Here is a 12,086-nt window from a genome sequence, read left to right as displayed (position 1 = left end):
TTATGAATAAGTTCAACCTGAAGGCAAGAATTCGCCAAGCGAATCCCTATAAGAAAATGGCTAAAGCCACCCATGAGCATAAAGTCGTTCCAAACCTCTTAAACAGGAAATTTAACCAAGGAGAACCTAGGAAAACTTTTCTTACGGATATCACTTACGTCTATTGGGGTTCTGGACAGCCAGCTTATCTTTCTTGTGTCAAAAACGCTGTTACACGGGAAATCGTTGCCTATCACTTATCCAGAAGCCTCAAGATGACATCGTCTATCGGACATTGGAAAAACTCGCCGATTCACTAGATGAACTGCTTCATCCTGAAGCGATGATTCATTCAGATCAAGGCGTTCATTATACACACCCTGAGTTTCAACGGCGAGTAAAGAAACTAGGACTCATACAATCTATGTCCCGGAAGGGAAATTGTTGGGATAATGCCCCCATGGAATCATTCTTTGGCCATTTTAAAGATGAAGTGGATTATTCAGTGTGTCAAACATTTGAGGAGTTACACCTCATCATTGAAGAATACATAGAAGAATACAATACAAATCGTTACCAATGGAGCCTAAATAGAATGACTCCCGCACAATACGGGAGCCATCGGTTAGCTGTATAAACTATAGGTCTTTTTTTAGACTGTCCATTTTATAGAGCACAGTTCAGGAAATTAGAATGGATGTGTTTTGGCTTTGAATTAATGAATTCTACAATACGATATTAAACATTCACTACTGTATAGTTTTATCGGCAGAGTCGATTTTATATTAATATTATTATCTATTACCAAGGTGTACCGATAAGAACGAAAATCAACCAGGCTAGTCCTGGTCCAACTACAATGAAGAGACCAGCAATCATTAATAGTTTCCTGAAGAATAGACGCTCATTTACCCCTTGTACGTTTGCCATAATTAGCGCCCCGTTTGTAGAGAAAGGACTAATGTCAACTACACTGGCAGCTACAGCAAGTGCTGAAACTACACCGATGGATGACATGGTAGGATCCTGTAAGATTGGCGCTGAAAGTGGAATAACCGCGGTCAGGAAACCTGCTGTAGAAGCAAATGCCGAGACGATACCTCCAACATATGAAGCCATAAGAGCTGCGAGTACAGGGTTCCCTACACTTGCAATCTGTTCAGTCATGTAATCCATCGTTCCAACCTTTTCCATAACACCTACATATGTCATGATACCCGTTACCATGATCATTACAGACCATGGCATTTGTTTCATGATTTGGGTTTGTTTTGAAGGTGCCATTAATCCAAGAACCAGACCAATCATCAATGCCCCAAAGCCCATGTTCATTTGGAATGCAAGGGCCATTGTGATAAGAAGACCGATACCGAAAAGTGTCGCGATTTGATACCATAAAGCTCCTTGGTCTTCTTTTTCGTTAGGAACACTTACATCATTGCCATCAATTGTGGCGGCCATCTGAAATTGGGCGCTTGTAGTGTGCTTAAGTAAACGAATTCCCCCGAAAGCTATAAAAATTACGATTGAAATGAGTACATAAAAAACAAAAGTGTTGAAGAAAAGCATGATAGGTGAATGTGGGATTTTCTCCGAACTCATGATACCGTTTACAACCAAGCCGAAGATATTGAGTGGTGAGAAGGAACCCGCATACATTCCAGTAGAAATCAAAGTGCCCATCAGGATTGGATTAATCTTATGCTGGTGAGCTAACCGTAAAGCAATTGGGAATAAAATAGGGCCCACTGCAACTGTTGAAGCTCCAACTGCCGATAACATCGCTGCAAGTGAAAATAATACCCAAGGCAGGAGGCCAACGTTACCTTTAACCAATTTGAGTCCCCCGGAAATAATTAAGTCAAGGGTACCGTTGTTTAATGCGATTGCAAACAAATAGGTGACCCCTGTGAGGAGAATAAACATATCAATGGGAAAAGCGGCATAGATATCCTCTATCGCTAAACCACTAACATAGGTGCCGACAACAAAAGCAGCAACCATTCCTAAGATACCCATGTTGACAGAAACAAAGGAACCGATAATGAACATGGCTAAAAGTACAAAAATTGTAATAAGTTCTAAACTCATTTTATTCGCCTCCTAAAGTGTGCTACCGTTGTGGCTGACCAATCTGGTAGTGAAAAGCTGCTACATTCCAAGTCACAATATGGAAATGGAGACTGTCTATAGATTTTTATGCCTTCAAGAAAGTGTAAATTTCTTACTAACCTGAACAAACTATCAAATATGTAATCTTAATCATTACTCTCTACATGACCAGCCTCTGCACAGTGTTCATAACATTCGTTTATCTGCCGTTAGTTATAAAACGCTTACATTCGGTAAAAAAACAACCCTCACCCTAATAACATACCGTTCATAACAAAGGAATTTGACTACTCTTACCAATACATTTCATATTCTTATAACTTTATATCTGTAATCCTCACTAAATCTCTAATATTTTTTAAAATTAAAAATATTCTGTTTAATCAATATATAATTCATCCATTTACTTCCAAAAGTCAACATTTAAAAAAATCTTCAAGATCTTTTGTAGGACCTTGTTTACAGCTATGTAAGCCTTATTTCATTTATACATGGCTGTAAACGGAGATTGGCCTATGACTTGTACTGTTCGTAACACTTACTCCAGCTTTCTTTAAACTACTTGGACAAGAGAGTAGCACCTCAATAACAAAAACTGTATTAAAGCAATAACTCCATCCCATTGAAACTGAAGCCAGAAATAACCCCAAACACCTGATATCTGAAGAATAATCTAAGTTCTGTCACCATTATTAGTGCAGAGTTCAATGCTATTAATTAGAGGGTAGGTTGAACAATATTACTAGTATTTAAATCTTGGATTCCATCTATAACTCTATCACCAACTTGAGTGGTGCTAGAAGTCCCACCCATATCTGGTGTCAATACGTCTGCTTCAATCATCACTCTTTCAATGGCACTTAAAACCCTTTTACCCCAGTCCTCGTGACCGAAAAAATCTAACATCTGACTAGCGGACCATATCGAAGCCAATGGATTAGCTATTCCTTTTCCAGCGATATCAGGTGCGGAACCATGAATTGGCTCGAACATGGATGGATACTCTCGTTCTGGATTGATATTTGCACCTGCTGCAAGTCCTAGTCCCCCTGCAATGGCGGCTCCTAAATCAGTAATGATATCTCCAAATAAATTGGAAGTGACAACCACTTCAAATCGCCATGGTTGCTTCACGAAGAACATGGCAGCAGCGTCCACTAAATATGAATAAGTTTTCACATCAGGATACTCTTTTGCTACTTCGTTAAAGACCTCATCCCAAAAAACCATAGAATAATTTAATGCATTTCCTTTACTAATGCTTGTCAAAGATCTTCCCTGTTTTCTTGCTTCTTCAAAGGCATAGCGAATAATCCGTTCAGTACCTATTCGTGAAAATATACCAGTCTGCAAGACCACTTCATTAGGCTGCCCTTTAAATAACCAATCACCGGCTCCTGCATATTCGCCTTCACTATTTTCGCGGATGACTAACATATCAATTTGTTCACGACTTACATCCTTTAACGGACAGGGCGCTCCTTCTAGAAGTGTAATCGGGCGTATATTTACATACTGATTAAAGCCTTTGCGAATTTTTAGTAATAGGTCCCATAAGGAAATATGATCAGGAACACCTGGATACCCGACTGCTCCTAAATAAATGGCATCATAAGCCTTTAGCTGTTCTAATCCACCTTCCTCCATCATTTTTCCATGCTCAAGGTAATATTCACAGCCCCACGGAAAATAGGTGAATTGAAATTCAAACGATCCGTCCAGTTCTGCTGTTTTGTTTAATACCTTGATTCCTTCGGTCAATACTTCCGGCCCGATTCCATCACCGGCAATAACGGCGATTTTATATGGTCTTTTCATCGTTTTTCCCCTATCTAATTCGATTACTGGAGCCGCCATTTAAGAAAATGGCGGCCAGTTCCACGGGATTCTTACTTTTCTAACGGTTGATTAGTTCTTAATTATTAATACTTCCCTGATAACAAGGCTCCAGCATTCGGAACTTCCGTATTAAGACCTAATTGCTTAAGTATCTTATAAACCGTAGCAACTCCAGCAGATAGAACCGGTACCCCTAAACGATCCTGCACTTCTTGAATGGCTGGAAGAGAAGGCATCTGAACGCATGCCGATAATACCACAGCATCTGCACCTTCAATATTCAAATGATCTGCATGCTCAATCAGGTTCATGGGATTTAAACGGCCAACTTCGAGGTTGTCTGCCACTTCTAAACTTATAGAATCGATGACCTCAATACCAGCCGCATTCAAATATTCAATAACGGTTTTCGTAAGGGGCTTCATATACGGTGTAATGATAGAAACCCTTTTTGCACCTATAGTGTTTAAACCTTCAATTAATGCACCCGCACTGCTGACGATTGGAGCTGCCCCACCATTTTCCTCGGTCGTCTTCCCTAGGCGTTCTTCAGAGATCTCGTGGTATCCAGGACCTTGACACATGATGGCAACCAAACAAGCATATGCCAAAACATCACATCGAGCGTCAGAAAGTTCAACCGCACAACGATCGCTATCCACGTCCATTTTTTTCAACTCTTCTGGATTAACATGCATCATGCGCATACGTGATGAATGGAATGTGAATGTTTCTTCCGGTTCTACCTGCATCCTAGAATGAAGCATGGCTGGAATTTCTGTTTCCATTGTGGTATTTGAACTTGGTACGATAAGACCTACTCGATAATTTTTGCTCATGTTTGTTCCTCCTAAAAAATTTTATATTTGTTGGATCATGCTTTTACTTTGTGGTAATGACCTTTTAATTCACGAGTGGTCAAAGGCTCCACTAATTCTACACAATTAAGGAGGGAAGGAAGATCGATTCCTGTATCAATCCCCATTTCATGTAGCATGCATACTACATCTTCCGTAGCAACATTACCTGCCGCTCCTGGGGCAAAAGGGCATCCACCAAGTCCACCGATGGAAGTGTCAAAACGTGTGACCCCTACTTGAAGAGCCGCTATAATATTCGCCTGGGCAAATCCATATGTATCATGGAAATGGGCGGTGATCATCGCTTTCGGTTGCCCCTGTGAGATCTGATTGAATAAATCATGAACTTGTGCTGGATTTGCACGGCCGATTGTATCACAAACCACAATTTCATCCACGCCTAAACTGTCAAATTGGCGAATGATTTCCAATACTACATCTGGATGTACCTTTCCTTCAAAAGGGCACCAGAACGAAGTTGCGATATTAAATCGGATAAACATGCCATATGCTTTTGCCTTCTCAATGACACTACTAAATTTAGTGATAGACTCTTCTCTGGTCATTTTGACATTTTTCAAATTAAAGCTGTCACTTGCACCCACTACAATCGAAAGGGCATTTACCCCATTCTCAACCGCCCGGTCATAGCCTTTTTCATTCGGAATCAGGGCCATGTACTGCACATTACTTTCACGTTCCATTCCTCGGAGCACTTCTTTAGCGTCCTTCATTTGGGGTACATACTCTGGATGTACAAAGGAAGTCGCTTCCATTCTTTTAATGCCGGTTTTGTTTAACGCATTAATTAAATCAATCTTTTTTTCTGTCGAGATAAAATTCGCCTCATTTTGAAGGCCATCCCTTGGTCCAACTTCAATTATCTCTACATTCTTTGGTAAATACATGGTTCATCTCCTTTCTGACTTACGAGATACCTAGTTTCTTAGCTAGATAGGGCTCTAAACCGCCAAGCGTCACCATTTCTATTAAATGTTCAGGGAGTTTTGTTCCTTTGTATTCTGTCCCTTGCGTGTGGTTAATGATTCTTCCAGCCAAAAGATCTACTTCAATCTCATCCCCTTCTTGAATGACAGAGGTGTTCACCATTTCCACAACCGGCAGTCCAACATTGATAGAATTCCGATAAAAAATACGTGCGAAGGAGTCTGCGATTATCGCCCCTATTTGGAGATGCTTCAATACCATTTGTGCCGTTTCCCGACTGGAACCTGAGCCGAAATTATTTCCTGCAACCAGTATGTCACCGGGCTGAACCTTTTTAGCAAAGTCAGGATCAATCGCTTCCATGGCATGCACGGCCTGTTTTTCTACAGGCAAACTCATGTATTGTCCCGGTGAAATAATGTCAGTATTAATGTTGTCACCATATTTCCATACACGACCTCGAATGATGACTGACATTACACTCTAACCTCCTTTGGTAAGTATTTACGCGGATCAGTAATTATCCCCTCGATTGCAGTAGCAGCGACCGTTGCAGGAGACCCTAAAAATACTTCCCCTCTTGGAGAACCCATTCTTCCCCTGAAATTCCGGTTCGACGATGACATGACTACCTCGCCTGCCCCGATGACTCCGCTGGTGAATCCTCCACAAGCGCCGCAAGAAGGCATGTTTACAAAGCAACCCGCTTCCGTCAAAATATCGAGAATTCCTTCTTTATTCGCCTGCATCCAAATGTGCTGTGAGGCTGGTACCACGAGGCAGCGGATATTTTTAGAGACCTTTTTCCCCTTCAGGATTTGGGCAGCAATCCGCAAATCCTCTAATCGACCATTCGTACAGGAACCTAAATATACCTGATCCACTGCTTTCCCTTCTACTGCACTGACAGGGTGAACATTATCGACTTCATGCGGACAGGCTACCTGAGGTTCCAAATCAGAAGCATTAAAATGTAAGGTTTTGATAAACGATGCATCATCATCACTCTTGATCATATCTAGTTCTTCGAGAACACCTTTTGAGCGTAAAAAATCCGCAACTGTTTCGTCTGGTTGTATCAGTCCTGTTTTCGCACCTGCTTCCACTGCCATATTAGATAAAACCAAGCGTTCATCCATAGACAAGCCTCTAATGGCACTACCGGAAAATTCAATAGTTTGATACGTTGCTCCTGCATGTCCAATCTCTTTGATAGTTTTAAGTACCAGATCTTTGGAGTACACACCCTGAGGCAATTTGCCATCCCATACCACTTTGATGGTTTCCGGAACCTTTAACCAGGTTTCGCCTGTCAACAAAACCCCAATCATTTCAGTGGAACCAATACCGGTTGCGAATGCTCCCAGCCCCCCCGCCATACATGTATGGGAATCTGTGCCAAGTATCAATCTTCCCGGACGGACATGACCGTGTTCTACAATCACCTGATGGCAAGGACCTTCGTATTCGTAGTAATATGGAAGTTCCTTTTGTCGAGCCCAATCCCGAGTGAACTTCAGAATATCCGCTTGCTGGACGGTCGCTGGAGGAGTACAGTGATCAGAAACCACGACAACCTTATCTTTATCAAATAATTTCCCTCCTAGACGACGGAAACCACCATCTACTAGCCAGGGTCCCAGCAAATCGTGCATCATCGCGATATCTACCTTGACCCAAACAATCTCGCCTGCTTTCACGTCAGGCTGTCCAGAGGCTCTTGCCAAGATTTTTTCCGACATAGTCATTCCCATTAGCGTTCAACCCCTCTTTAGATAATGCCTTTTTCCTTTAGGCTTCTGATTTGTTCTTCCGATATACCGATTTTCTCCGATAACACTTCATTCGTATGCTGACCTAGTTTCGGGCCTGCCCATTCGATATTACCAGGAGTTTCACTCATTTTAGGCACGATTCCGGGCATTTTTAATGGCCCTATTTCATCTACATTAACTTCTTGAATCATTTGACGAGCTTGGTAATGCGGATCGTTCACAATGTCCTCAATGGAATAAATCGCACCGGCTGGAACCTTTGCGTCATCTAAATGATTCATGACTTCATCGAAAGGCATACTCTTGGTCCATTCTTCGATTAATGCATCTAAGAAGTTCGCATGTTCTGAACGTTTCGAGTTATTTTCAAAACGAGTATCCTCCGCTATATCACTCCGCTTCATTGCATGCATAAGACGTTTGAATATAGCATCACCGTTAGCTCCAATAACCACATATTTTCCATCACTACATAAATACGTGTTGGATGGAGTAATTCCCGGCAGCGTACTTCCTGTTCTTTCACGAATGACTCCGGCACGGTCAAATTCTGGAAGAGTACTTTCCATCATGCTAAATACAGATTCATACAAGGCAACATCGATTACTTGTCCTTCTCCAGTTCCGTTCACATCTCTGTGATGGACGGCCATCAATGCTCCAATGACCGAGTATAGTGCAGATAATGAATCACCAATGCTAATCCCTACACGTGTAGGGGGACGGTCTGGATAACCAGTTATGTAACGAAGCCCACCTAGTGCTTCACCGATTGAACCAAACCCTGCCTTATCACGATATGGGCCATCCTGTCCATACCCTGATACACGAATCATAATTAGACGCGGATTGATGGCCTTTAACTCTTCATAACCCAACCCCCACTTTTCCATAGTTCCCGGTCGGAAATTTTCTATTAAAATATCAACTTCTTTTACAAGTAAACGAATCAATTGCTGACCTTCGGGCTCACGTAGGTTAATCGTGATTGATTTTTTATTTCGCGATTGAATATACCACCAAAGGCTGGTTCCATTCTCGACTACTCTCCATGTTCGGATCGGGTCGCCTGTCTCAGGAGTTTCGACCTTAATTACCTCTGCTCCAAATTCCCCTAATAGTCTAGATGCGGAAGGCCCAGCTATCAATTGTCCCATTTCTAGAACTCTTAATCCCTCAAGTGCTTTCTTTGCCATATCAAACATCCCCTGAATTAAATATTTTTATTTATGTAAATCTATATTTCTTCTGAATTTCGATACATACGTTCTTATGATTAAATCTTTCATTAAGTAAGCGATTTCATTTTTTAATTCTACCCTCATCATTGTAGACTGTCAACGGTTAACATTAAATTTTCTGACTTTTTATTTTTTTATTTTCTTTATTATTAATTCATCTTATTTAATTCCTTCACCTTAGATATTGACATGGTGTGAAGGTGTATATCATAGTTATACTGTTCTAGCTTTTGATTTACACATGAAGTATAGTAAACTAATTGTAAGCAAATATTTATGCGAATCGTTAATGCAAAAGCCTTTTACCATGAAGCATTCAATTAAGAAGTTTACAAGTAGACAAGGGAAAATTCGGGAGCCCTCTAAAATACATAAAAACTTTATCCAGTAAATTTTTCAAATACATTAATTAATTAATGAATCAAAGTATAAGTTAAAGTTATTTTTTTATCCTAGGGGGATTGTTGTGAGGGAAATTAAGAAAACTGAACCGCTTCATAGCCAGGTTTATACTATTGTTAAAGAAATGATTTTGGAGGGAAAATACCAGCCCGGTGAACGACTAGTCGAAACCAAGGTGGCAGAATTCATTGGGGTAAGTAGGGGGACAGTTCGCGAAGCGTTTCGAATGCTTACAAAAGATGATATGCTGGTCCAAGATGGTAATGTCTTATTGGTTTATAACCCTACTACTCAAGATATTTTAGATATCTATGAATGCCGGAAAAGTCTTGAATCACTATCAGCAAAGCTAGCGGCAACTAATATCACAGAGGAACAATTAAACGAATTAGAACATATTATTCATGAATCCAAGGAAGCCCTGAATAAAAATGACAAGAAAAAGCTCACACTCTTAAATCAACAATTTCATGATATCATTGCATGTGCATCTCTTAATAAGCAGCTTATTAAATTATTTGAAGTAATTAAAACAAAAGTACTCTATATTCGGAACTGTATCCTTAAGGAACATACCGATAGCTTTCCTGATCTGGTCGACGATCACATCCAAATTTATTTCGCTCTTAAAAATCGAAATCCTTTAAAAACCGAAGAAAAAATGGGTGAGCATATCCAAAGAAGCTTAAAGGTTGCCCATTCAGCATTAAATGAGCAAATGGATTTAAAAGACAAGTAAACTATATTACCTTGGGATCCCATGCTAAATGAAAAGTTATTTCAATGGGAGCAATAATACAAACGAACTCTATTTAAAACTTCGGTCAGTTTTACTCTAATGTAAAGCTGCCTTTTTTGTATGTCTTTATGTTCCACATATTAACCATATTTTTCTTCGTACTGCTATCAGATCTGTTAGATTTACATATCATTCTACAGTGTCAATTACTCTATCCGCGTCGTTTAACAACCTTCTTCCTTAGCTCTTGAATTTTACTTCATGATGGTTTTAATAGGATCGTAAAGAAAGAGTAAGAAGAACCTTTACCCAAGAACTCGAATTTTATTCTTTAAGTTATAAATAATTCAAAGCACTGTAGGCAAATTAAAATACAGGCGTATATTCTAACGAGGTTTATGGTACATTACAAAAATAGATTTCTTCTTTTGATAGCTTTTTTAAGCTATCCATAAAAAAGAACCATGAATTTGACTTTTCTTATTTATTCTTATCTCTTTTATGTCTATAGAGTGGTATTTATTGAGGTCCCCGTAGCATATCTAAGACCACTTAAATAAAAAAATGAATCAGGAAGAAATTAAGCAGCATTACCTGATCCATTATTCTAATTTTATTTCCTTTATTGAATTCCTTTTATCTAGTTAAATAAAGAATTAAGTTAGGAGTTATAATTTTTATTAAGTTCTGTTTGTTTGCATTTAATGTTGTACGTTTTAATTCATTTGTTAATCGGAAAAACTCTACCTTATTTCGGTTTTTCAATGAGTCATCGATTTGTTTTTCAATTTGGACTTTCCTGTAATCGGCAAGGGCTTTTTTAAGTACATTTCAGCGATTACTTCAGGTTCCAGTAGCGTTTCAGGCAATTGCTTCTCCATAAGAAACCAACTCCTTTACCTTTTTTCTATTATACTGAGTACCTTGAGGATTATTATTATTTTGTAAAGTGCTTGTCTGGCTCCTTTTTCTATTTTTCATCGGAATTATCACACCGGGCAAAAGATCTTTAATAAAAGGATAGTTGTAACTATCCTTTCTCTGTGCCTGATTTTTTTGACCGCTTATCAAAAGTAATCCTCAAAGTTCAATAAAATGGCCTTCATGGCTTGGCTTGAGTTTCCCTTTTCTTTAATCCTTTTTAGAAAGTCCATGAACAAAATCACCAGTAAATCCTCGACCTTCAACTCTTCATCCATCAAGTATGGGGAAATGTCATGCAGGAATACCTCACCCCGGTAAATCTCCGACTTACCCTTTTTTCAATCATCGGCCGTTCCAGGAATTTTTTCTTGGAAGAAATCAAAAAGGGACAGAGCTGTTCATATTTGGCCCCTTTTTTCACTTGTTCCAGAAAGTCAAAATACAGGAGGGCAATCAGATGATAAAGTGTCAGGTTTTGCGGAGCCTCTTCGAACAAATCCTTCATGTCTTCAACGAATACCTCCCCCCTTAAAAATTCATAATAGGGTACCTCAATTTGCAGATATCGATATTTAGGCAAGAAGAAATCAAAAAAACCCTTTTTTTCCTTTGTCCCATAAACCAGCTTGTTCGATAAAAGGTTGAATTGACTATAGGATTTCTTCAATGGAACCCCCTCTTTCTAGCCAGGCAACGGTATGATGGATCATGCAATAGGCAACCCTCCGATCGGACAGGTCCTTCAAGATGGCGACTTCATGCAATCCCCCCCTTTCGCCGTATTCCGTTTCCAGCAAGTAGGTGTGCATATATTCCTTCGTGTCCGTATAGTCCATTGCATAATTCACATCCTTCCATCTAGTCAAACCGAACCTTAGCAATAAGGTATTGCAGGCCGTTTGGGTCAAGGATTTTCCCGTTTTTTGCTTATATATCGGATTTAACGTTTTGCAAAGGGTCCGGAGCTTGACCTTCATGACATAGTCGACAGGGAACTTAATGTCATGCTGCTTGTCTTTCCTAACCTTCCTCACCGACGTTATTTGGTGCGAAGGACCTCCGGAAGATGTTTTTTGAATAGCTTTTGGTTTTGGATCCATTTTCTTCATTTCCTCGAAAAAAGGGTTCAATGATGACATCCCTTCCCTCCTCTCTCCTCTCATTCTGTAAAAATGGAAACATATCTTAGGGTCACTTTGCCAGTTTTCCACTTTACTAACAATATAGTGGGGAAGAGGTCACTTTAGAACTGGTGAATGTATAAGCT

At 39.8% G+C, this 12,086-nt stretch carries 12 protein-coding genes and 1 pseudogene; 2 read left to right on the top strand and 11 right to left on the bottom strand.

Annotated features, from left to right (window positions below; translation table 11 throughout):
- Window positions 1–616 (top strand): annotated as a pseudogene (locus ADA55_RS12205) (IS3 family transposase); the annotation flags it as partial.
- Window positions 617–780: 164 nt separating this feature from the next.
- Here the strand turns inward: ADA55_RS12205 and ADA55_RS12200 are convergent.
- The 7 genes from ADA55_RS12200 to ADA55_RS12170 form a co-directional block, all read right to left on the bottom strand.
- Complete coding sequence (locus ADA55_RS12200) at window positions 781–2,070, bottom strand: SLC13 family permease (protein WP_048684165.1); 1,290 nt, start codon at window positions 2,068–2,070, stop codon at window positions 781–783.
- 738 nt (window positions 2,071–2,808) lie between these two features.
- A complete protein-coding gene (locus ADA55_RS12195; RefSeq protein ID WP_048684163.1) occupies window positions 2,809–3,909 on the bottom strand; it encodes a tartrate dehydrogenase in 1,101 nt (366 codons plus the stop codon).
- Between the two features lie 104 nt (window positions 3,910–4,013).
- A complete protein-coding gene (locus ADA55_RS12190) occupies window positions 4,014–4,769 on the bottom strand; it encodes a maleate cis-trans isomerase family protein (protein ID WP_048684160.1) in 756 nt (251 codons plus the stop codon).
- A 35-nt stretch (window positions 4,770–4,804) separates the two neighbouring features.
- A complete protein-coding gene (locus ADA55_RS12185) occupies window positions 4,805–5,698 on the bottom strand; it encodes a hydroxymethylglutaryl-CoA lyase (RefSeq protein ID WP_048684158.1) in 894 nt (297 codons plus the stop codon).
- A gap of 19 nt (window positions 5,699–5,717) precedes the next feature.
- Entirely contained in the window at window positions 5,718–6,215 is a 498-nt protein-coding gene (locus tag ADA55_RS12180; RefSeq protein ID WP_048684154.1) for a 3-isopropylmalate dehydratase, read from the bottom strand.
- Window positions 6,215–7,492: a 3-isopropylmalate dehydratase large subunit gene (locus tag ADA55_RS12175; protein ID WP_048684151.1), complete on the bottom strand. Its 1,278-nt coding sequence runs from the start codon at window positions 7,490–7,492 to the stop codon at window positions 6,215–6,217. The genes ADA55_RS12180 and ADA55_RS12175 overlap by 1 nt, the downstream gene beginning before the upstream one ends.
- Window positions 7,493–7,509: 17 nt before the next feature.
- A complete protein-coding gene (locus ADA55_RS12170; RefSeq protein ID WP_105718884.1) occupies window positions 7,510–8,709 on the bottom strand; it encodes a CaiB/BaiF CoA transferase family protein in 1,200 nt (399 codons plus the stop codon).
- A gap of 511 nt (window positions 8,710–9,220) precedes the next feature.
- Here ADA55_RS12170 and ADA55_RS12165 point away from each other — a divergent pair.
- Complete coding sequence (locus ADA55_RS12165) at window positions 9,221–9,895, top strand: GntR family transcriptional regulator (protein ID WP_048684146.1); 675 nt, start codon at window positions 9,221–9,223, stop codon at window positions 9,893–9,895.
- 636 nt (window positions 9,896–10,531) lie between these two features.
- Here the strand turns inward: ADA55_RS12165 and ADA55_RS28475 are convergent.
- From ADA55_RS28475 to ADA55_RS12150, 4 genes are all read right to left on the bottom strand, one after another.
- Window positions 10,532–10,672 carry an IDEAL domain-containing protein gene (locus ADA55_RS28475; protein WP_226990459.1) on the bottom strand — a complete coding sequence of 47 codons (141 nt, stop codon included), beginning with the start codon at window positions 10,670–10,672 and terminating at the stop codon, window positions 10,532–10,534.
- 84 nt (window positions 10,673–10,756) lie between these two features.
- Window positions 10,757–10,966 (bottom strand): hypothetical protein, encoded by a 210-nt coding sequence (locus ADA55_RS12160; protein WP_048684143.1) that lies wholly within the window; start codon window positions 10,964–10,966, stop codon window positions 10,757–10,759.
- 127 nt (window positions 10,967–11,093) lie between these two features.
- Window positions 11,094–11,486 carry a hypothetical protein gene (locus tag ADA55_RS12155; RefSeq protein ID WP_048684140.1) on the bottom strand — a complete coding sequence of 131 codons (393 nt, stop codon included), beginning with the start codon at window positions 11,484–11,486 and terminating at the stop codon, window positions 11,094–11,096.
- The gene (locus tag ADA55_RS12150) at window positions 11,470–11,958 is read right to left on the bottom strand and encodes a hypothetical protein (RefSeq protein WP_048684137.1); all 489 of its coding nucleotides are present in this window, start codon (window positions 11,956–11,958) and stop codon (window positions 11,470–11,472) included. Before ADA55_RS12150 ends, ADA55_RS12155 begins: the two co-directional genes overlap by 17 nt.
- Window positions 11,959–12,086 lie beyond the last annotated feature (128 nt).

The organism is Bacillus sp. 220_BSPC, assembly GCF_001054655.1.
Classification (GTDB): Bacteria; Bacillota; Bacilli; order Bacillales; family DSM-1321; genus Peribacillus; species Peribacillus frigoritolerans.
Note: the sequence above shows the minus strand (reverse complement) of the source record. Positions and strands in the feature narration are given on the sequence as shown.

What these genes read in the sequence shown, in the direction of transcription:
- ADA55_RS12190 (WP_048684160.1), bottom strand. Translation starts at nt 4,769, where the DNA reads ATGAGCAAAAATTATCGAGTAGGTCTTATCGTACCAAGTTCAAATACC.
- ADA55_RS12175 (WP_048684151.1), bottom strand. Translation starts at nt 7,492, where the DNA reads ATGGGAATGACTATGTCGGAAAAAATCTTGGCAAGAGCCTCTGGACAG.
- ADA55_RS12195 (WP_048684163.1), bottom strand. Translation starts at nt 3,909, where the DNA reads ATGAAAAGACCATATAAAATCGCCGTTATTGCCGGTGATGGAATCGGG.
- ADA55_RS12180 (WP_048684154.1), bottom strand. Translation starts at nt 6,215, where the DNA reads ATGTCAGTCATCATTCGAGGTCGTGTATGGAAATATGGTGACAACATT.
- ADA55_RS12200 (WP_048684165.1), bottom strand. Translation starts at nt 2,070, where the DNA reads ATGAGTTTAGAACTTATTACAATTTTTGTACTTTTAGCCATGTTCATT.
- ADA55_RS12185 (WP_048684158.1), bottom strand. Translation starts at nt 5,698, where the DNA reads ATGTATTTACCAAAGAATGTAGAGATAATTGAAGTTGGACCAAGGGAT.
- ADA55_RS12170 (WP_105718884.1), bottom strand. Translation starts at nt 8,709, where the DNA reads ATGGCAAAGAAAGCACTTGAGGGATTAAGAGTTCTAGAAATGGGACAA.
- ADA55_RS12150 (WP_048684137.1), bottom strand. Translation starts at nt 11,958, where the DNA reads ATGTCATCATTGAACCCTTTTTTCGAGGAAATGAAGAAAATGGATCCA.